The 20,917-nt window shown below is 67.8% G+C and carries 17 protein-coding genes and 1 tRNA gene; 13 read left to right on the top strand and 5 right to left on the bottom strand.

Features of this window, described 5'->3' with window-relative positions; translation table 11 throughout:
• The first annotated feature begins 18 nt into the window (after positions 1 to 18).
• Together KA712_04260 and KA712_04255 are read left to right on the top strand one after the other, a co-directional pair.
• A complete protein-coding gene (locus tag KA712_04260; protein MCG5052153.1) occupies positions 19 to 1,167 on the top strand; it encodes a response regulator in 1,149 nt (382 codons plus the stop codon).
• Positions 1,100 to 2,149 (top strand): GGDEF domain-containing phosphodiesterase, encoded by a 1,050-nt coding sequence (locus KA712_04255; GenBank protein MCG5052152.1) that lies wholly within the window; start codon positions 1,100 to 1,102, stop codon positions 2,147 to 2,149. Before KA712_04260 ends, KA712_04255 begins: the two co-directional genes overlap by 68 nt.
• A 15-nt stretch (positions 2,150 to 2,164) precedes the next feature.
• On the opposite strand, the gene KA712_04250 is transcribed toward KA712_04255, so the two are convergent.
• A complete protein-coding gene (locus tag KA712_04250) occupies positions 2,165 to 2,896 on the bottom strand; it encodes an HAD family hydrolase (protein ID MCG5052151.1) in 732 nt (243 codons plus the stop codon).
• A gap of 159 nt (positions 2,897 to 3,055) precedes the next feature.
• On the opposite strand from KA712_04250, the gene KA712_04245 reads away from it, so the two are divergent.
• From KA712_04245 to KA712_04205, 9 genes are all read left to right on the top strand, one after another.
• The gene (locus KA712_04245; protein ID MCG5052150.1) at positions 3,056 to 4,282 is read left to right on the top strand and encodes a hypothetical protein; all 1,227 of its coding nucleotides are present in this window, start codon (positions 3,056 to 3,058) and stop codon (positions 4,280 to 4,282) included.
• A 36-nt stretch (positions 4,283 to 4,318) separates the two neighbouring features.
• Positions 4,319 to 5,905: an Hsp70 family protein gene (locus KA712_04240; protein MCG5052149.1), complete on the top strand. Its 1,587-nt coding sequence runs from the start codon at positions 4,319 to 4,321 to the stop codon at positions 5,903 to 5,905.
• A 10-nt stretch (positions 5,906 to 5,915) separates the two neighbouring features.
• Entirely contained in the window at positions 5,916 to 6,449 is a 534-nt protein-coding gene (locus KA712_04235) for a DnaJ domain-containing protein (GenBank protein MCG5052148.1), read from the top strand.
• Between the two features lie 13 nt (positions 6,450 to 6,462).
• Positions 6,463 to 8,229 carry a serine/threonine protein kinase gene (locus KA712_04230; GenBank protein MCG5052147.1) on the top strand — a complete coding sequence of 589 codons (1,767 nt, stop codon included), beginning with the start codon at positions 6,463 to 6,465 and terminating at the stop codon, positions 8,227 to 8,229.
• 235 nt (positions 8,230 to 8,464) lie between these two features.
• Entirely contained in the window at positions 8,465 to 9,466 is a 1,002-nt protein-coding gene (locus KA712_04225) for a hypothetical protein (GenBank protein MCG5052146.1), read from the top strand.
• Complete coding sequence (locus KA712_04220; GenBank protein ID MCG5052145.1) at positions 9,463 to 11,427, top strand: hypothetical protein; 1,965 nt, start codon at positions 9,463 to 9,465, stop codon at positions 11,425 to 11,427. The genes KA712_04225 and KA712_04220 overlap by 4 nt, the downstream gene beginning before the upstream one ends.
• Positions 11,428 to 11,477: 50 nt before the next feature.
• A complete protein-coding gene (locus KA712_04215; GenBank protein MCG5052144.1) occupies positions 11,478 to 12,545 on the top strand; it encodes a hypothetical protein in 1,068 nt (355 codons plus the stop codon).
• Complete coding sequence (locus KA712_04210; GenBank protein ID MCG5052143.1) at positions 12,542 to 14,521, top strand: hypothetical protein; 1,980 nt, start codon at positions 12,542 to 12,544, stop codon at positions 14,519 to 14,521. Before KA712_04215 ends, KA712_04210 begins: the two co-directional genes overlap by 4 nt.
• A 23-nt stretch (positions 14,522 to 14,544) precedes the next feature.
• A complete protein-coding gene (locus KA712_04205) occupies positions 14,545 to 15,396 on the top strand; it encodes a tetratricopeptide repeat protein (GenBank protein ID MCG5052142.1) in 852 nt (283 codons plus the stop codon).
• 4 nt (positions 15,397 to 15,400) lie between these two features.
• On the opposite strand, the gene KA712_04200 is transcribed toward KA712_04205, so the two are convergent.
• The gene (locus KA712_04200) at positions 15,401 to 16,030 is read right to left on the bottom strand and encodes a hypothetical protein (GenBank protein ID MCG5052141.1); all 630 of its coding nucleotides are present in this window, start codon (positions 16,028 to 16,030) and stop codon (positions 15,401 to 15,403) included.
• Positions 16,031 to 16,054: 24 nt separating this feature from the next.
• Entirely contained in the window at positions 16,055 to 16,858 is an 804-nt protein-coding gene (locus tag KA712_04195) for a hypothetical protein (GenBank protein MCG5052140.1), read from the bottom strand.
• A gap of 131 nt (positions 16,859 to 16,989) precedes the next feature.
• Here KA712_04195 and KA712_04190 point away from each other — a divergent pair.
• Positions 16,990 to 17,061, top strand: a tRNA-Val gene (locus tag KA712_04190).
• 27 nt (positions 17,062 to 17,088) lie between these two features.
• Here the strand turns inward: KA712_04190 and KA712_04185 are convergent.
• Together KA712_04185 and KA712_04180 are read right to left on the bottom strand one after the other, a co-directional pair.
• The gene (locus KA712_04185; protein MCG5052139.1) at positions 17,089 to 17,676 is read right to left on the bottom strand and encodes a class I SAM-dependent methyltransferase; all 588 of its coding nucleotides are present in this window, start codon (positions 17,674 to 17,676) and stop codon (positions 17,089 to 17,091) included.
• 8 nt (positions 17,677 to 17,684) lie between these two features.
• Complete coding sequence (locus KA712_04180; GenBank protein ID MCG5052138.1) at positions 17,685 to 18,647, bottom strand: NAD(P)-dependent alcohol dehydrogenase; 963 nt, start codon at positions 18,645 to 18,647, stop codon at positions 17,685 to 17,687.
• Between the two features lie 212 nt (positions 18,648 to 18,859).
• Between KA712_04180 and KA712_04175 the strand changes: the two genes are divergently transcribed.
• The gene (locus KA712_04175) at positions 18,860 to 20,911 is read left to right on the top strand and encodes a hypothetical protein (protein MCG5052137.1); all 2,052 of its coding nucleotides are present in this window, start codon (positions 18,860 to 18,862) and stop codon (positions 20,909 to 20,911) included.
• The last annotated feature ends 6 nt before the right edge of the window (positions 20,912 to 20,917 follow it).

Here is a 20,917-nt window from a genome sequence, read left to right as displayed (position 1 = left end):
CCATCGAAAGACACCGCGATGTCGCCCCCTTCCGCCAAAGTGCTGTTCATCGACGACGATCCCGGGATTCGGCGGGCCTTTTCACGCGTTCTGGCGAGCCGGGGGTTCGAGACCGAGGCGGCGGGTAGCGGCGCCGAGGCGCTGAGGTTGGCGGAGCTCGGGCAGTACCCGGTGGTGGTAACGGACCTCCGCATGCCGGCCATGGATGGGCTCACCCTGATAGAGAAGATGCGCCCTCTTCAGCCTCACGCCGCTTTCGTGGTGGTCACGGGCATGCCCGATCTGGACCTCAATCGAACCAGCGCCAGCACCAGCCAGATCGACGGCGTGCTGTCGAAACCCTGGAATGCCGACGAGCTCGAGGAGGTGATGCGGCGGGGATGCGCACTTTACGAGCAGCGATGCGGCGCCCACGCCCAGGTGGTGAATGATGCTTACTCGGTGCTGGTGATCGAGGACAACGCCCAAGACGCCGAGACCATTCGCGCCATGCTGGCCCCTGCGGTGGCGGAGATTGTCCTGGCGGAGCGTCTGGCTGAGGGCCTTCAGATCCTACGCGCCCGTGACTTCGACGCCGTTTTGGCCGACCTTTCACTGCCGGACGCCCGCGGGCTCGACGTGGTGGTGCGGGTCCGTACGCTTTCGCCCGAGTCGGCCGTGGTCATCCTGGGCGGCCTCGACGACGAAGAGATCGCCCTGCGCGGTGTGCAGATGGGCGTTCAGGACTACCTGTCGAAGCGGGGCATGGACCAGCGGACCTTGCGACGCACGCTTCGCTACGCCGTCGAGCGCAAGCGCGCCGAGCAAAGCCTTGCCTTCCTGGCTCGCCACGATCAACTGACGGGCCTGGCCAACCGGACGACCTTTCAAGAAAAATTGAACGCAGCCCTGGCCCGCGCCCGACGCCAGAACCAACCCCTGGCGGTCTTGTTCGTGGATGTGGATCGGTTCAAGGCGATTAACGACAGCCTGGGGCACGAGGCGGGGGACCTCCTGCTCAAGACCATGAGCCAGCGGCTGCTCGCCACCGTCCGTGAGTACGACACCGTGGCGCGCATCGGCGGCGACGAGTTCGCCGTGTTGCTGGAGGACCTGAACGGTGACTGCACGCCCCGTCGACGTCTCTCAGCGCATTCTGGCGGCGCTCACGGCGCCCCTCATGGTTGACGACATCGAATTGGTGGTGACCGGGAGCGTGGGGGTGGCCATTCACCCGCAGGCAGGCGAGACCGGCGAGCGACTGATGAAGGCGGCTGATATCGCGCTACACGCAGCCAAGCAGAGAGGCAGGAACAACTTGCAAATCGCCGAGGGAGGGCGCGATGTGGAGTCTTCCCTGCAGCTGCGGCTGGCCGCGGACCTGAGGCACGCTTTGCGCGACAAACAGTTTCTTCTGTTTTATCAGCCTCAGATCGACATCCGGGAGGGCCGCGTGGTGGGCCTCGAGGCGCTCCTCCGCTGGCGCAAGCCCGATGGGCGCTTGGTGTCTCCCGCCGAATTCATCCCGGTCTTGGAAGAGACGGGGCTCATCGTGGACGTGGGCGCCTGGGTGCTGGGCGAAGCGTGCCTTCAGCTCGCGCGCTGGCGCGCCGAGGGCCTGCCTGACCTGCGGGTGGCCGTGAACCTCTCGGCCAAGCAGTTCGAGACCGATGGGCTCGTGGACGCAGTGAAGAAGGCGCTGGCGGCCTCGGGGATCGAGCCAGGCGGGCTGGAGCTGGAGATCACCGAGAGCTTGCTCATGCAGGACACGTCGCACACGAACCGGACGCTCGAGGCCTTGAAGCGCTCGGGCGTGCGGATCGCGGTGGATGACTTCGGCACGGGCTATTCGTCGCTTGCCTACCTCGAGCGCTTCCGCGTGGACGTACTCAAGATCGATCGTTCCTTCATCAACGCCATCAACGTCACCGGCCGCAAAGGATCCGTGGCGGGCGCGATCGTGGGGCTCGGACACCGCCTGGGACTCGAGGTCGTGGCCGAGGGCGTGGAGACGGAGGAGCAGTTTCGCCACCTGCACGGAAGCGATTGCGACGTCGTGCAGGGCTTTTACTTTGGCAGACCCTCCGGCGACTGGACGCGGCTTCTGCTCGAGGACATCATCACGCGCCTTTGTCCTCAGACGACGCCGCGCGCAGTGGCGAAGGGCTGAGCCCACGCTCCCGGTTCAGGCGACGCTCACCAGCGCGCGCCGTGCCTCGGCCGTGGCAAGGGAGTCCGCCACGTGGTCGGCGCCGGCCTGCTTCAGCTCCGCAACGCCAAAGCGCCCCGTGGCCACGCCCAAACAGCGCGCGCCAATTGCATGCGCCGCCGCAACGTCCTTCGGGGTGTCACCAATCACCAAGACCCTGCAATCGGAGACGTCCCGCCCGAGCAACGCTGCGCCCCGGGCCGCGCCCACCGCCAAGAGCTGCGCCCTGTCCTCGTGGTCGCACCCGAAACCACCGAACGCAAAGCGCTCGTAGAGCCCCACCGCCTCGAGCTTCAGGGCCGCGCCCTTTCGAATGTTTCCCGTGCCGAGGCCCACGACCCCTTCGGCGCGCTCCCGCACCAGATCGACCGCGTGGCTGACACCCTCGTAGACCACGAACCGGTGAGCTTCCGCTTCCACCTCCCGCCGCAGGGCCTCCACGTAACCTTCGAGCAAAGCGTCGATCTCCGCTTGCTTGGCCTCCCGTGAGGCCCACGCGTCAACCAGTCCGTGAGGTTGCAAGGCCGCAAGCCCGATGGCCACAATCGCGCGATCGGTCATGCCATCGAAGCTGAAATCCAGACCATCCGCCCGTCCGTAGCGGCGCTCGAAGGCAAGCGCCAACGCGCGTCGCCCCGCACCGGCCGTATCCACCAGAGTGCCGTCGATATCGAAGAGGTAGATCGTGGGGCGGGCGGGCCTTTGCATGCGCCAGCCGTGAACCATAGCGGCAGCAGCGCAGAGGATCACGTCGCGCGATGTGAAATTTCGAGCACGGGGGCACGAAAGCCGGGCGCAGCGTACGGCCTCCCAGGTTTCTCGCGCCCGAAATTGACCGCGCGCACCGGGGCCTGAAACAATACCGGTATGAAGAAACGCCCCCGCGCACGTGGCCCTGCGGCCGCACTCGCCTGCCTCGTGGCAGGCCTGTCGACCCCGGTGCGCGCGCAGCCGGCGCCGCTCGTGGTGCCGCCCACGACGCATCCGATCTACGTGAGCGCCGAGGGTGCGGCCCTCGACGACCAAGCGCTTGCGTCCTTTCGCCAGGCCACGGCCAAGCTGGGTCTGCCTCCCGTGGAGACCGTGGATCTGCCCGCGTTGCCGAAGCCCTCGGCGCCGGGCGCCGTGATCGCCGGGGTGGCGCAGGTCAGGGACTTGGCGTTCGAGCAGGGCGCAAAGTTGCTCGAGACCGCCCGGGCCGAAGTCGCCGAGACGGGAGCAGAGGGGCTCTCCCACGACGAGCTTTGTGACCTTTTCCTCTACCTCGGGATGGCGCTCGACCAGGCCGACTGGCACGACCTTCCCGAAGAGGGGCCGCCTGCGCCCAGCCCCACCGCGGGCCAAGCCTACCTGCAAGCCGCCGCGCTCTGCCCCGAGCGAGAGCTCTATCACCGCACCTACCCGCCCCTTGCGCTGCACCGTTTTCAGACCGCCGTGGCGGAGGTGCGCACACGCGGCCAAGGCACCCTGGTCGTGCGTGCGCCGGCTGACGCCCTCGTGTCCGTGGATGCGTTGCCGGCGCAGCCCGCCCCCGTGACCCTGGCCTTGCCTTTTGGTGAACACTTCATCCGCGTCGAGCGCCCAGGACGGCACCCTTGGGCGACCCGCGTACCTCTGGCCCTCCCCCGCCTCGAGGTGGAGGCGCCGGCCCAGGCGTTCCGGACCTTTCCGGATCTCGAGGCCGCCGCGCACGCCCGTCGCATGGGGGCGGCCTACGCGCTGGTGGCCGAGCTCAAGCCCGGGCCTGACCCTCTGCTCGAAGCGCGTCTCGTGGAGGTGGCGTCTGGCCGGCGCATCGATTCGACGCGCGTGCCCCTGACAGGCGAACCGGGTGGCGTGCATGCCGCCGTCATGCGGCTCGACGAGCAAGCCCGCCGCCGCGACATGCTGGCGCAGACCGGGGACGACATCGAAGCCCGCGGCCCCACGCTTGCGGTCGGAAGCGCGTTACCGAAGGCACGAGACCCGCAAACGCCAGGCCCTCACGAGGACTTCGATGCCTGGGCCCGGGCCCGCTGGCCGCTTCTCGCCGCCGTGGGGGTCGTGGTGGCAACGTCACTGGTTCTCGGTCTGGCAGTGGCGCTCGACGACTGAAACGATGTACAATGACGCTCTGATTTGGTGTCGTAAATGGCCGTCGTCGGGATCGATTTAGGAACCACGAACTCGGTCATCGCCACCGTATCGAACGGGCAGGTGATGGTCGTGCCCGACGGTCAGGGACGGCACCTGCATCCGTCGGTCGTTTCGTTTTCGACCGACGGCCTCAAGCTGTTTTCGCACGAAGCGGTGGCCCGCCGGATCGTGGCCGCCGAGTACACCGTTTACTCTTCGAAGCGGCTGATGGGCCTGCCCTACCGTTCAGACGAGGTCCGCTTCGCCCAATCACGCTTGCCCTACAGGCTCACCGAGGGCAACAACGAGCAAGCGGTGGTGGTTGGACCCGATCGCACCTACACGATCCCCGAGATCGGCGGGCTGTTTCTGTCCTACCTCAAGCAGTGCGCCGAGTTCTATCTGGGCGACACGGTATCGGGCGCCGTGATCACCGTACCTGCCAACTTCAACGATGCGCAGAGGCGCGCCACGATGGACGCGGGTCGGATCGCCGGGCTCGAGGTCATGCGCATCCTCAACGAGCCGACGGCAGCAGCGCTTGCTTATGGGCTTGGCCGCAACATGAGCCGCCGCATCGCCGTTTACGACTTCGGAGGCGGCACGTTCGACGTGACGATTCTGCAGGTCGAAGGCGACGTGTTCGAGGTTCTGGCTACGGGCGGCGACAGCTTTCTCGGGGGCGACGACGCCGACGCGGTGCTGATGAACCTGCTGGCAGATCAATGCATGCAACAAACCGGGGTCGACCCCCGGGCGGGCCACGGCTCACGCGCTCGGTTGATGCTGGCAGCCGAGCAGGTCAAACGTCACCTCTCGGAGCGGCCCGAAGCGAAAGGAGATCTCAAGCAGCTCGTGGTCAACGACCGCGGTCAAACCTTGAATCTGCGCTTTCACATTCGACGCGATGACTTCGACAGAGGCATTTACCCGCTGGTCCAGCGCAGCCTTGCGACGTGCCAGGCGGTGATGCAAGCAGCGCAGCTGACGGTGTCGCAGATCGACGAGGTGATCATGGTGGGCGGGTCTACCCGCATTCCCCTGGTACGTACGGAGACACAGCGCTTCTTCGGGCGGCCGCCCCGGGTCGACTTGAACCCCGACGAGGTGGTGGCCTGGGGCGCCGCCATTCAGGCCGACAACCTCGCGTATGGCAGCGGCGACGTGGCGAACCGAGCCGTCTTGCTGGACGTCACCCCGCGCGCGCTTGGCATCGCGGTCTCGGGGGGCTTCTCGGAGACGATCATCGAAAGAAACGTGCCCCTGCCGGTGGAGCAAACGCGGGTGTTTACGACTTCGGCGGACCGGCAGGCGCTCGTGCGCATCCAGGTCTGTCAGGGGGAGGCCCGGCGCTTCGACGAGAACTACCCGCTCGGGGACCTCGAGCTTTCGGGTATACGCCTGGCACGCCGAGGGGAGGTCTCGATCGAGGTCACGTTCAGGGTCGATACCAACGGCATCTTGCGTGTGCGCGCGCGCGACCAGGAAACAGGCCACTTCCAGGAGGCCCAGGTGAACGTCCGCGGCGCCATGAGCGCGCAGGAGGTCGACGACGCTGCCAACCGCGCCGCCGCCGATCAGCTGCCGGCGGCTCTTCCTTAGGGCGTAGGTCATGAGCGCTGCCGATCGCCTCGCCCAACTGATCTCATTCGCGCGCCTGGTCGAACCCACCTTGAGCGAACGGTCGTACTACGAGCTCCTCAACGTGGACAAACAGGCCAACATCCCTACCATTCGACGAGCGTTCTACGACGTGGCCGCGAAGCTTCATCCCGACCGCTGCGCGGCGCTCGACGACGCCGAGGCCCGCAGCAAGCTGGAGACCATCTACGCGCGCATCGCCGAGGGGTATCGTGTGCTCTCGGAGCCACAGAAGCGCGCCGCCTATGACGAAGCGCTCGGGCGCGGTCACAAGCGCTTGGTGATCACGGCGCGAGACAAAAAGGGACCTCAGAACCCCGAGGAGCTCTTGAAGCATCCCGAGGCGAAAAAGTTCTTCCGCTTGGGGATGATCGCGCTTGCCAACCGCGACTTCAAGGGCGCCGCCTTGAACTTCAACTTTGCCCGTAGCTTCGAGCCTTCGGCCGCCGTGATCGCCGAAAAGCTCGCCGAGGCCAAGGCAGGCGCAGAGCCGCCAGCGGGCTGAAGACCTTCAAGCCATGACGGGCGAAGACGCAACACGAGGTGAGCACGAAGCGCCTGCGCGGCCGCGGTCCCTCATTCAACCCCCCCGCGCAGGCGACGTGCTGGGGCGCTTCGTGCTGGAGCAGCCGCTGGGCCACGGCGCCATGGCGACCGTGTTCCGCGCACGCGACACCACGCTGAACCGCCAGGTGGCGCTCAAGGTCCTCAACCCTGCCATCGCCAGCCAAGAAAGCGGCGCCGAACGCTTCCGGCGCGAGGCGCTGGCCGTAGCGGCGCTTCGCCACCCGCACATCGTCGAGGTTTACGACTTCGTTCCCGCGGCCCACGGGCACAGCGCCTATTTGGTGGAAGAGCTGGTGGAAGGCGAAACCCTCCAGGAGGTGCTCGAAGCCCGTGGTGGCAAACTCATCCCCGAGGTGGGCGCTTTGCTGGTGGCCGACGTGGCCGACGCGCTCGGCGCGGCGCACGTGCGCGGCGTGGTTCACCGCGACGTCAAACCCGCCAACATCATGCTCGAGCGCCGCGAGCGCGGCGCGCGCTTGGTGTTGATGGACTTCGGGGTCGCGCACGTCGGCGACATGAGCACGATGACCGCCACGGGCGCCATGGTGGGCTCACCTGCGTACATGGCGCCCGAACAAGCGCGAGGACGCGAGGTGGGCCCATCGGTCGATATCTGGGCACTTGGGGTTTTGCTGTACCAGGTTTGCACGGGCGCCCTACCCTTTGCCGGGCGCGATCCCCTGGTCGTGATCACGGCGATATGCAAAGGCGAGTACAAGCGCGCGGCACAGATCGACGCCCGCGTGAGTTACGACCTCGACCGCATCATCGGCAAGTGCCTCAAGGCCGCGCCAGCGGAGCGATTCTCGACCGCGGAAGCGCTCGCCCTGGCGCTGCGGGCGTGCGCCGGGCGCGTGGGCCTCGCCGACAGCTCCGAGGTGATCCGGCAGGTGCTGACGGAGCCAGCGGCCCTTCACGACACCCTCGGGCCCCGTCTGGCCGAGGCCGCGGTGGCGAACGCCAAGCAGCTCTTGCGCAAGCGCCAGCTGGCCCGCGCCCTCGGCGAGCTGGGGAGAGCCACGGCCTACGTGCCCAAACACACCGAGGCGTTGCGGCTCATCGATTCGTTGTCCACTCAACGCCGCTGGGGGCGGGTGTTGCTCGGGGCCGCGGGCGTGTTCCTGGTCACCGCGACAGCCACGGCCTTCTTGCGGACGGTGAAAACCACGAAGCCCACGGCACGGCTTGCCTCCTCCGCGGCCGCGCCTCTGACCCGCCCGGAAAAGCTGACGTCGCCGGCCCCACGCCCGGCGGACGACGAGCCACAGCCGCCCCCACCCGGCCCGGAGGTGCCCGGGGCGGCGCACGCCCCCCCCAATCGCGCCGTGCCCCGGCCGCGCGTGCGCCCCCGGCCTCAAACGCACGAGCACGCGCCCGCCGCACCAACCGCGGCTTTGCCGCCCCTGCAAGCCCCGCCAAGCCCAGACCCATCTCCCCTCACCCCCACCCCCTTACCGTCGCCGGCGCGCGTGCGGCTCTTCGCACGGTTTGCTTTTTGTTTCCCTTCACTCGATGGCGACGACGTGCGCAAAGCGCCCCCGCGCGCTTACGATGCCGTTGCGCCGGGTCGCCACGAGGTCTACTGCGCCCTGACACGCAGCAGTCCCCGCCTGCGGGTGGGTGAGCTGAACGTCTTGCCCGGTGCGCGCCTCGACGTGAACATCATTCCCGACGATCAAGGCCGTCCCGTGTTGTCGAGTGCAACGGCATCTCGCTGAGCTCGCCGTGCACGCGACGTGAACAGGACATTCGGATCCGGGCGGGGCGGGTTTGGCGGGCCCAAGGGCGTGCGCCCCTGGCAAAGCACGGGGAAAGAGCAGGGGTTCGGGTGGTCCGGTGCTTGCAAACGAGAGGCTGTGCTACCGTCGGGACGTGGTTCGGATGCGCGTTTTTTGGGCCCTTGGCGCCTTTGCGCCTGTCTTGACGGGTTGCCTTTTGACGGAGCCCATCAACGTGCCACCCACCGTTCAGATCGCCGAGACCTCGCCCCCCGCGCTCTTCCGGGGCGACGCTTACCTCTTCGAGGCGAGCGTGACCGACGATGACGACGTCGTGACCCTCACCTGGGGCCACGTGATAGGGCCCTGCCCGCTCGAGCCCGCTTCCGGCCCCGTGGAGCATACGGGAGGACCTTCAGAGGGCTTTGCGTTCACACCCGCCAGCCACGAGCTCGGTCCCGTGTGCATCTGGGTGGAAGCGCGCGACGGCCGGGGCGCCCGCACGCGCACGCACGTGGGGCGCGAAATCGAAAACCGGGCGCCCGTCGTGGCCCTGGCGGTGGAAGGCGACCCCATGGTCACGACGCAACTCGCGACGATGGCGGTGGGGGTCCCGCTCGGCGCCGAGGTCCGCCTGGTCCTCAACGCCTCCGATCCCGACCCCAACGACACCGTCACCACGCAACTTCGGTTGCAGGGCCCCGATCAGAAGGACGTCCCGCTGTCGGCTTGTTCCGCGGGAACGCCGGACCTCTCGTGTTTTCGACCCACGCGCTCCGGCACCTGGCGCGCCCGTGCCGAGGTTCAAGACGCGTTGGGCGCCCGGGGCACCGGGACGGATCTCCTCGTCGAGGTAGGGCCGGATCTGCCGCCCTGCCTCGCGACCACCCCCGAAAGCCCCATCGTGCTCCACGACACGCGCTTGCCTTTGCTGCTCGAAGCGCGCTCCAACGACGACCTGGATCCGGCGCCCCCCCGAGACGGAATGCCCACGCAAGCGTCGTTCCGCTGGAGCCTGTCCGCGCGGGACGACGAGCCGCTCTTGGTCCTGGTCGACAACACGGGTCGCTCCCTGCGGGTGCCCGCAGACCGCTTTCGTCCTGCCGACGTGCTGCGCGTCCGCGTGGAGGCTTTCGACCGCGTGACCCGCCCCCCGACCTGCGCCCCCGATGACGACACCTGTGGCGCGGGAAGCGCCTGCCGCCAGCGCTTCACGTGGAGAATCGAGTTCCGATGAAGGCGCCTGCGGCCCCCGTACTTTGGCTGAGCCTGCTGGTCGCTTGCCACGGGGGAACCAGCTCGACCGGCAACGATGGCGACGACGAGTCGCCCATTGATCCAGGGGGGTCGAGCGGCACCGGGGGCGGGAACGGCAATCAAGGCGGGGGCGGCGGCTCCAGCGCTCAAGGCGGGCACTCCGCCGGACTGGGCGGGAGCTCCGGCGGCGGGAGCTCCGGCGAGGTTCGCTCCCCCTGCGGCATCCGGCTCTCGGCGCTCTCGGACACCTCGCTCACCCGCATCGTGGCCGGGCCGGGACGAACCGCCACGGTGCAGGCGCAGGTGGAGAGCGGCCGCGTCCCACCGGAGGAGTCTTTCGTGTGGCAGGTGAGCTTCGAGGGGGCTCTTCTCGTCGCGGAGACGGGCGGAGAGCGCCTGACCTTTCCTGTGGAACGACGGGGGCCGTACCCAATTTTCGTGCAGGCCGGAAACTGCTCGGGAAGCACGGTGTTGCAGGCTTTGGAGGCCAATGAACGCACCACGGATCTGTGGGTGCGCGTGTTGCCACCCGCAGGCGCCAACTTGGTGCCTTACGAGCGCACCCTCGCGCTGTCCCGGGACGGGGTCGCAGAGCAAGTGCTCCGTCTGGCTCCGGGCGTTCAGGTGTCCATCGCGCCCAAGCGCGCCTCGGCCCTCGAAACCGACGTGCAGATCCCCGCCTTCGTGCGCGTGGTGCCCAAAGAATCCACGTTTCGGTGGGAGGGCCACACGGCGGCAACCGGACGGTTCGAGGCCCGGGTCGATCCGTTTTTGGTCTACGACGTTCTGCTGGTGCCCGAAAGCGACTTTGCGCCGGTGCTGCTGGGCGCCCAAACCACCCAGATGCTGGGGTCTCAGAGCTTTCGATTGGACTCCGGCACGCTCGTGCAGGGCACGGCTCTCGCGGCCAGTGGCAACGTGGCGGGCGTCCGTGTGCTCTTGCGAGCCGGCGCCTTGCCCTCCACGTTGGCCACGAGCGATGCCCAGGGCCGCTTTACCCTGCGCGCCTCGGCGGCTCGGTACGGGGTGACCGTGCGGGCCCCCGAAAACGCCGCGCTTCCGGATCTCGAGCTGCCCGAAGCCGAGGGTGTGACGGTCACGCCTCAAAGGGCGCTCTTGCCGCTGTCGGTGACCTGGCAACCTTACGAGGCCACGCAGGTGGTTCTGCGGGTGCGCCTGCCCGACGGGCTTGCGCCCTTGCCCGACGCCGAGGTGGAGCTGGCCACGCGCACACCTTTGCCAAACGCGGGCGTCCTGCGCGTCGACCAAGGTCCCGCGCAAGCGCTGTTGGGAAAGGTCGTGCGCCGCGGGACCACCGATGCCGAAGGGCAGGTGGTGTTCCTGAACGTGCCCCGGGGTAGCTACCGGGTGCGCGTCACGCCCCCCCGGAGGCCAGGCCTCGTGCAGAGGGACCACGACATCCAGCTGGACGCCACCAGCGCCGAGCTCACACTGGACCTGCCCCGTCCCGTCACGCTCACGGGCCAGCTTGCCCCGGCGCCACAAGCGGCGGGCGCGCTCATTCAGGCATACGACACGGACGCCCCGGCGGCAGCGCCTTTCGTGGCGACCGTTGATTCACAGGGGGGCTACGCCCTGCAAGTGGCCCCGCAGCGCACGTACCGGCTGCGGGCCGTACCCGCGGCGCCTGCGCCCGCCTTTCCGATGGCCAGCGTCAGCGTGCAAACAGCCGATCTGCCCCTGCCCCCGCGTACATTGCCCTTGGCCATGCCCTTCGCCGGACGGGTCACGAGCGAGGCCGGCCTGCCGCTGGCAGGCGCCGTGGTGCAGCTTTTTTGCTGGGGTGAGGGAAGCGATTGCGTCTCACGCTCGCCCGACGGCACGTTGCTCTCGGTGGCCACGGCCATCCCGCTCGGCGAGATCACGACCGACGAGACGGGGCAGTTCGCGCTATCGGCCATAGACCCGGCCAGCCCCTGACGACCTCGCCTCGTGGTAGGGGTTTAGCGACGATGACTCGGGAGACGTTCATGGCCCTTCTACTCGCACTGGGTCCCGCGGGGTGTCTGCTCGCCGAGCCCATCAACGCCCCCCCCTCCGCACCCGTGATTTCGGGTCCCGACGTCATGGCGCGCGCGCAGCCTGGCGCCTTTTCAGCCAACGCGGAGGACGCCGACAGCGACGCGCTCGAGCTGTTCTGGGGACAGGTATCCGGCGCCTGCCCTGCTCCCGCCGTCTTGGCAGATGAGGCTTATCGGGGCCCCCCTGCGCACTTTGGACAAACCCCTTACCTGGCGACAGGCAACGATCTCGGCCCCCTGTGTGTCTGGGTGCTGGCCCGCGACGAAAATGGTGCCGTCGCCGTCGCCGGAAAAACGGTACAGGTGGCGAACCAAGCGCCCACGGCGGTCTTGGCGCGTCTTGACTCTTTGGGTGAAGGCACCGCGATGTCTCTTTACGAAACGGTGCGCATCTCGGGCGCAGGCTCACGCGATCCGGACACGGCCGATGCCGTTTCCCTCTACACCTGGTCGTTGACGGCCCCCTCCGGAGCGCCGCTGCCCCTCACGCTCTGCCCGGACGTTGCCGATGGCAGCGCACTCTGCTTTTCGCCTGCCGGCCCCGGGGCCCACACGGTGACCCTCACCGTCACCGACGGCCTCGGCGCCCCCAGCGCCCCCGCAACGCTCGTGGTGAACGTGGCCGAGGATCAGCCGCCCTGCCTGCTCGACAACGATCTACAAAGCGCCTTTCTTCTGCGTCGGTGGGACGAAGACGTGGCCCTGGCCGTGGCAGTGGAAGACGACGGAGACCCTTTTCCTCCCCGTGAGGGCCGCGCCTCACAGGTGAGGTTTCTGTGGTGGTTTCGTGAGCTCGGGCGCCCGCAAGAGACCAGCTTTTCCCCTTTGCTGGACGCCGTGGGTCCAATCCTGCGCGTACCCGCACGAACCTTTCGCCAGGGCGATGAAATTCAGCTGCGGGTCGAGGTCACAGATCGGGTTCACACCCAGATCGGTTGCCCACCGAGCGCCGACCGATGCGAGGCGGTCCCGATGTGTTTTCAACGGCTCACCTTCACCGTGAGGTACTGGTTGTGAAGCGCTGGCATACGACTTGTCTGCTGCTCGTGCTGGGGGCGCAGGGGTGCGCCTCCAACGAAGACACCGCCGCCGTCGAGACCGATGCAGCGGCTCTTCCCGATGCGGGGGGCGGCGCACAGGACGCGGGAATGGCCTTCGACAGCGGTGTCCCCCTCGAGGACGCCTTGGGGAGCCCCGACGCTCCCCCTGGGGCCGACGCCGCAGCCCCGCCCTGCGCGGTGCTCGTTCGCGGCGTTTCTGTTCCCGCGCTGAGCGACGTGGCCGCCGGCCCCGGAGCCTTCGTGCACATCCGCGGACAGATCACGGGGCGCCCCCCGGATCTCGTGCCTGTATGGACCTGGGCTGTGCGCACCCTGGCAGGCGAGCCGGTGGCCGCCGAGACGCCGGCCGGACAGGATCCCTCGCTGGTCCGGATCCCCGTGGAGAGGCCGGGCACGTACGCCGTGGACGTCATGGTGTCGCCCACGTGCACGGGCATGGCCACGTTCACGGCCGTCGAGCGCAGCCAACGGCGCAGCCCGTTTTATCTGCGGGTGCTCCCTCAGCGCGAAAGCCAGCTGCCCCCGCAGAACTTTCCACAGATCATCGAGGCCGGTACGCCCGCTTACACGCAGCTCACCGTGCTCACCGGGTTCAAGGCGGGCATCTCGGCCTACCACGCAGAGGGACCGCTCGGCCGGCAACAAGTGCCTGCCTTCATGCGCGTATCGAGCGTGACCAGTTCCTTCACACGCGAAGGAGAAACCACCACCGGAACTTTGGCGTTCACCCCTACGCTCAGCCCCGGTGCCTACGACGTGTTGGTGATGCCCACCGCCCTGGATCGGGCGCCGCGGCTCGTGCGGGGGCTCTCGGCGCCGCAGCTTGCCCGGCTGGAAGTCGAGGTGTCGACCGGCGTCAACGTGAGGGGGCTCGTCACGCAGGGTGGAGTGCCCCTCGGGGGCGTGCGGGTGATGTTGCGACAGGATGCGCTTCCCTCAACGCTCGGCGTGTCCGCCGCCAACGGGCAGTTTTCCTTGTGGGCGCGCCCGGGTGTTCACAGCTTGCGCGTGGTGGGCCCCCGCGATGTGCCCCTGCCTGTGCTCGATCTTCCGCTGGATGCGGGGGTCACCGTTCCTCCGGAGACACAGGCCGGCCCCCTGCCGATTTCCCTCATCTACGAAGACCCAGCACGCGCCACCCTCACCCTCGTGCTCACGCAGCCCGGGGGCGGGGGGCCCGAGGCGGGGGCCGAGGTGAGGCTGCAGTCGCTCGATCTTGGCACGGTGGCCACGTTGTCGGTTGCGGGGGGCCCGGCGCAGCCGCTCTCGGGCAAGGTCGAACTGTCCCTCGTCACGGATGCCGGTGGCCAAGTCCGCGTACCCGACCTTCCCCGCGGCAGGTACCGGGCGATCCTGCGGCCGGCCGCACACGCGGGCGCCACGGCCGCGCAGCGTACGGTGCTCGAGCTCGACCTCACGAGCGGCGATCTCGAGCACACGGTGGCGGTTGCCGCGGCAGTCGAGGTCACCGGGCAGCTTCGGGCCGACGAATCCCCCGAGGGGCTTTCTGTGGTGGCGTTGCTCGAGGAGTCTGCGGAGCCCGCTGCGTCCGCGCTCGTGGCGGCCGACGGCAGCTTCAGGATGAGGCTCTCTCCCGAAACGAACTACCGCCTGCGCGTGGACGCCCCGCTGGGGCGGCTGGTGCCGCGCGTGGTCTTTGGCTCCATTCGCACGGAGGCGGGGCCCCAAACACTGCCGCCCTTGTCGTTGCCCAGATCGCTGCGCCTGAGCGGAAAAGTGCTCGAGGCCAACGGCAAAGGGCTTTCGGGCGCTGTGGTGCAGGCGTTCTGCGCCGCCACCACCACGGATTCGCTCTCCTACTGCGTGGACTTCTCACAGCCCGCGGTGGGTGGGGCCTTGCCTATAGCGGAAGCTGTGGCAGGCCCCGATGGCTCGTTCGTTTTGGTGCTCCCCGATCCGTTTTCCGGGTAAGAATCGCTCCCATTCGGATGTGTGTGTCCCGCTTGGTTCTTGCCGCCGTGCTCCTGTGCTCACCCACGCTCGGCAGGGGTGGGCGCTTGGCCTGGGCTGAAGAGCCCTCGCCTGGGGGGACCGAGCGCGCGGAAGCGTCTTCGGAGGGCGAACGGCCGCTCCCCCGGTCGACCGCAGCGGCGCTCGCCCAAGCTGCCGCCGCGTACGAATATGGCGACATGCCGCTGCTCGTGGAATCGGCGCGCTGGGTGACGGATGGCTCGCTGCCGGCCACGCCCGCTGAGCGGGCGCAAGCGCTCGAGTACTTGGGCATCGGCCTCTACGTCACGGGGCGTATCGAAGGCGCGCGCGACGCGTTCTCACAGCTCCTGGCGCTCGCGCCCGAGGCCGAGCTGGATCCTGCCACCACCCGTCCCGAGATCGTGGCGGCCTTCTATGAGGTGCGCCGGGCGCGGGTGAATGAACTGCGCGCGACCTACATGGCCCAAAGGCCAAGCCCCGCCTGGAACTTCCTTCCCCCGTTCGGGCAATTCAACAACGGCGACCGCGCGAAAGGCTGGATCTTGCTGGGCGCCGAGGCCGTCACCTTCGTGGCGGCCACCGTGAGTTTCGCGGTCGTCACCGCCTGGAAGCAAGGTGACGGCTCGGTTTGCGAGCGTCCGGGGCCCTGCGGGCGCACGGATACAGCCAACACGCTTCGTGACATCAACCTCGGCAGCAGCCTGGCCTTCGCGGCGCTCTACGTCTACGGCGTGCTCGATGGGCTCCTGGGCCACCGCCACATCCCCGGAGACGACGAACTGCTCCGTAAGGCCCCGCCGCCGGTGTCGTTGAGCTTGCTGCCGAACGGGGCCGCCCTCTCCCTGCGCTTTTGAGGCTTCAGTTGAACGTGGCCGAGAGGCCCACCGCACTTGCCTGCGTTTTCCAGCGGCCGCTGGTTTCCCGCGCCGCGCCCGCCACCTCGAAGCTCACGAAGACACCCACGCCCCAGTTGTCGGAGAGCCACCACTCGCGGCCAAGCCGCAGGTCCAGGGCAACCCCGCGCTTCGAGTCGGTGAACACGCGCTGCCCGTCTTGGGCGTAGACCCGGCAGAGCATGAAGCCCAGCCCCATGAAGTAGTTTTCGGCAAAGTAGTACGTGAGCCCCGGGCCGAGGCCCGCCACGATCAAGCGACGGTCGTTGCTCAACCGCTCGGTAACCGTCCCGCCCTGAGACACGGTGGGCCCGGGCAGTGTCAGGTACGTGAGCTGGCCGAACACGATCAGGTTCGGGCGCACCGCCCCGCCCACGGCCAGCGACAGCGCGGCCGCTTCCCCGGCGTGAACGGAGGACGGAGCGCCTTCCCCGAGCAGAGTCATCTTCGCGCGGCCCGCACCGAGGGTCATGCGCACGAAAACACCATCGTGCTGATGGCGCCCCACGGGCGCGCTTTCGGAGGGAACCTGGGCCCGCACGCCCACAGGGCCACCAAGCAGGGCCCATAGTCCCACCAGCACCTTCGTCTTCATGACCCAGCGAGGTGGCAGCGCCGTTTAGTTGTAGGTGGCCGACAGGCCCAGGGTGAAGGCCGAGTTCGTCCACGTGGGCGTTTCGCTCGCGCCTCCCTCGTTGCGGTCCTTAATGCGCGACACTTGAAGCCCCAGGTAGGCGCCGAGGCCCCAGTCGTGAGACAGCCACCACTCCTTGCCGACCCGCAGATCGGCACCCGGGCCCCCGTCTGTCTCACCGACGACATCGTCGTCTTGCCTGGCAGAAAGCTGTGTCCACAAAAGCGCACCGCTCACGAAGGCGTTGAGCGGCATGATGTAATACGCGACACCCGCGCCCAAGCCAAAGGTGTCCAAGCTATCGTCTTCGGAGGCCGTCGCGACCTCGCTGCCGTCGACCTCGATCGTGGGCCCCGGCATGGCGGTGGACGCGATCTGCCCGAAGAGCACCAGGTTTTCTGCGATGGCCCCCCCCAGCGCCAGCGAAAAGGCCCCGGCCACGCCGCGGAACACGATGTCGCTGCCGGCCAGGGAGGTCGAGCTGCGGCCGATGCCCAGGCCCAAAGTCATGCGCAGGAAAAAGCCATCGTGTTCGTGGTACCCCGCGGGCGCGTGATAGTAGACCGGCGGGGCGAACTGGTACGGGGGGGGTGGGTAGCCGGCAGGCGGCGCCGCGGGCCCCGGAGGCGCGGCCGGGGGGGGCGTCGCCTCCGCAGGCTGCGAGGGAGGAGAGGTGTCAGGGCCCTGGGCCTGCGCCTCGGGGGCCACGATCCAGGCGAGAAGGGTCGCCAGGCAAAGCTGCGAAAGGGTTCCCGTAAGGGGTTTTCGGCGAAAGAGCGGCAAATGCACGCCGCCACGATAACGGCAACCGAAAGAGGCATCAAGCCAGGGGCGGGGCTGGCGCCTGCTGGCCCAAACACGCGTGTCTGCCTTTGAGGCTTTACGACGGGGCGAAGTCGGGTAAATTACGCAGCCTCCAAAGGCGGGTAGCTCAGCGGCAGAGCGGGTGCCTTACAAGCACCGGGTCGCAGGTTCAATCCCTGTCCCGCCTACGACATCGGCAAGGGCGCGCGCGCCTCTCAAACACGGCGGCGCGCCGTGAAGCGCCGCAAAACGCCGTGCGCCTCCCGGTCGACCGGATCGATCTGAAACCCGGCACGCTCGACGGCGGATTCGGTCTCACGGTTCGGATGACAGCCGCCCGTGGCCCAAGTCCACAGGGGCGCGACCACGTCCTGGAGCCTGGCGCCCCAGACGCTGTGCGCGCGTACGTGTTCCAGCATCCGAAGCTCGCCGCTGGGCGCCAGCACCCGCGCCACTTCCGCGAGTCCGAGCGCCGGTTCGGGAACGCTGCAGAACGTGAGCGAGCTGACAACGCCATCGAACACACCCGGGGCGAAAGGAAGTGCGTGAGCGCTGGCGCGCACGAGCGGCACACCCGGCGCGCGACGTCGGGCGCGGTTCAAGACATGGACCGACGGATCGATGCCCACCACGAAAGCGGCGGAGCGGGCCAGCCCCAGGTTTCGCCCCGTGCCGCACCCGATCTCGAGCAGGCGGCCCCTGGCACCGGCGAGCAGGCGCCTGCGCTGCGACGCGAGGCCCAAGCGCTCGGCCACCCATGACCAGGAGTCATAGAGCCAGGGGATCTGTTCGAGGCCACGCATGCGTACCGTCACGCGATCTTGAGAACGACGTTTCCGATCTTCTGTCCACTTGCGACATACCGAAAAGCTTCGGCGATCTGCTCGAGAGGATAAACGCGATCGATGAGAGGCTTCCACTTTCCCAGCGCCAGCAGGGACTGCATGTGAACCACGCTGCCTGGAATGTCGAGCGGCAGAGGAAACACGACGCGCTTGCCCCGCGATAAAGGCGAAAGCAACGCGAAGGCAAGGTTCTGGCCACCGGGCCCCAACTCGGACGAGATGTAGACGCCACGGGCAACGAGGATGCGCTTGCACGCCCCAAACGTGCTCTTCCCCACGGCGTCGAACACGAAGTCATAGAGGTCGTCTTGTTGTGTAAAGTCTTCCTGGGTACGGTCGATGACCCGGTCGGCGCCCAACGATGCCACGAGCGCAACGTGGGGGCTCGCACAGACCGCCGTCACATGCGCTCCCCTCAGCTTCAGCAGCTGCACGGCGGCCGAGCCGATCGCGCCGGTCGCGCCGTTGACGAGCACCCGGCAGCCCGAACCCAGCGTCACCTTTCGCATGAAGTTCAGAGCGTAGTGCGCGCCCTCGAGGCTGGCCGCCGCCTGTTCGTAAGGCACACCGTCAGGGATCTTCGCCACTCCCTTGCGCGTCGAAAAGCACACGAACTCAGCGTGTGTGCCTGCAACGTTGTCGTCGAAGCCGAACACCCGGTCACCGCGCGCAAAGCCGCTTACTCCCTCTCCGAGTTCGACGACGTCTCCCGCGAAGTCGGTACCCGTAGCGGTATGACGCGGACGAGGGAGACCCGTAAAGAAGCGGAACACGAACGGCTTGCCCCACAGCGATCCGCAGTCGGTCCGGTTGACGGTGGTGGCCCGAACCTTCACCAGCAACTCCCCGGGTCGGGGCGTAGGGGGAGTCCTCTCCTCGATGCGCAGCACCTCTGGAGGCCCATACTGTGTGCGGTACACCGCCCTCATGCCGCGCAGGTTACCAGGCGGGCGAGGCTCACGGGATGCCGACTACTGACCCGCGTGTCCATACCGCGGATGTAGCCCGAGGAAAGAAGCGCACAGCCACCCAGACCCGCACACCCGTTTCGCAAGAGTTCCCGCAGATTTTCGCGCGCCGTCCGAACGAGAATGCGCTCGGAGCGTTGACGAGCTCTGCTTCGTGCCAGATCCTTTCTGGCATGGAAAGTCCCTCCGCGGCGTCGGCTTTCGACCAGGTCACGAAGGTCCTGGGGCGTTTGCGGGGCGTGAAGCTCTTGTGCGTGGATCTGTTCGATACCGTGATCACGCGTGCCGTGGCCGAGCCCTCTTCGGTCTACTTGCTCTTGGGACAGCAGTTGGCATCCGAGGGGCTCATCTCGAAGTCCCCCGAGCTCTTCGCCAGGGCCCGCGCGATGGCAGAAAAACGCGCCCGCGCGCATGCGCCCCCGCCTTCGGACATCACCCTCGAGCGGATCTACCGAGAGCTCACACACGCCCATCCCCGACTCGAGCCCAGGAGAGCCGTTCTCATGGAGCGAGAGCTGCGCATGGAGGCCCAGCTGATTCGCCCCGTCTTCGGGGCCGCCACGTGGCTTGCGGCGCGAAGGGCAGAGCGCCTCCGCATCGCATTCGTCTCTGACATGTACTTGCCAGAGACCTTCCTCAAAGAGCAACTCGAGGCGTTGGGGCTCTGGTCGCCCAAGGATAGGCTCTACGTCTCCTCGGCTCGTGGGTGCATGAAGGCACGTGACGGTGCCTTGTTTCGAGACGTTCTCGAACAAGAGCGCACGGCGCCCCAGGAGGCCGTCCACGTGGGAAACAACTGGACGGACGATTACCTCGAGGCAAGACGGGTGGGCCTCCATGCGGTTCACTTTCCGAAGGCCAACCCGAACCGCTACGAGGAAGCCTTGGAGGCACACCGCTGGGGAAGCACGGCAGGCAGCAGCTTACTGGCCGGGGCTTCGCGCCTGGCACGACTTGCCCAACCGACCAACACCCCGCACGAACGCGCGCTCGTCGACGTCGCAGCAGGCGTGGGGGCTCCGTTGCTCGTTGGCTTCCTGTTGTGGACCCTGCAACGCGCCCGAGAAGAGGGGATCACGCGACTTTACTACCTGTCGCGTGAAGGTCAGATCATGCACCGCCTCGCCGAGCGGCTGTGTCAGCGCCTGGGCTTCGACATCGACAACCGATACTTGTACGTGAGCCGCCGCGCGCTGAACCTGGCCCTCCTCGACAAATTCACACGCGACGACTTGCAGTGGGCGCTCACCCACGCTCACGAACAGGACATAGGCAGGATCCTGACCCGGCTCTCCCTGTCGCTCGACGACATCGTGCCCCTACTCCCTCAATTAAAACTGAGCCCCGAGACCTGGCATCGGCCCCTCGACGAGACAAGCCGCAGGCTGCTCTTGGATCAGCTTGCCGGAGAGCCTTGCCGCTCTGTCATCCAGCAACGCAGCGCCGCTGTGCGCGTTTTGGCCGAGGGCTACCTGCAGCAAGCAGGCGTGTTCGACGATGTCACGTGCGGGCTGGTCGACTCGGGAGGGCTCGGCAGTCAGATGCGCACGCTGTCTTTGCTTCGCACCACCCGTGGTCTGGCACCGGTGACCGGCTTTGCCGTGTACCGTGACGGCGATCCACAGCTGCCACTTCAGGGCTTTCCTGATCTGCACGTGTATATCCGTGACATTACGAACGGCGTAGGCCACGCCCGCGTCAAGGGCATGTGGGAAATGCTCGAAATGTTCTGCTCCGCGGACCATGGCACCGTATCGGGGTACGAGCACACCCACGAAGGCATCGTGCCCCGCTTCGAGGGGGGACGAACCGCGCGGGTGGCGGCGTGGGGACTGCCCCTGGTCCAAAAAACGTTCTGCGTGTTCGCTGATGTTTTGGCCTGCGAAACACCCGTGCTGCTGGAGGCTTTGCTCGAAGATGCCCGGGAGGCGTTTGGCGATACCCTGACCCGCTTTTGGAACAACCCTCATCGCGACGAAGCCGCAGCCTGGGGCTGCTTTCCCTGGGAGCTGGACGCAGGCCCCGAAGAGACAGAGTTGGCGTGGCCCCTCAGCACCCGCGAGGCCCTCTCTCAGCAGACCCATGCGCGCGTCTGGCCCGCCGGCTCCGAGCGGCGCAGCGCCACCCACGTGCGCGTGGCCCTGCGCCTGGGGCGCGCCGTGCCGCGTCCCCTGAGAAGCCTCGTACGGGCAGGGGTCCGCTCCCTGCGACGCCCCTCCTCCTGACGCCTT

Source organism: Myxococcales bacterium (genome assembly GCA_022184915.1).
GTDB lineage: Bacteria > Myxococcota_A > Polyangia > Fen-1088 > Fen-1088 > JAGTJU01.
The sequence above is the reverse complement of the archived record's forward strand: the minus strand, read 5'-3'. Positions and strand labels throughout refer to the sequence as shown.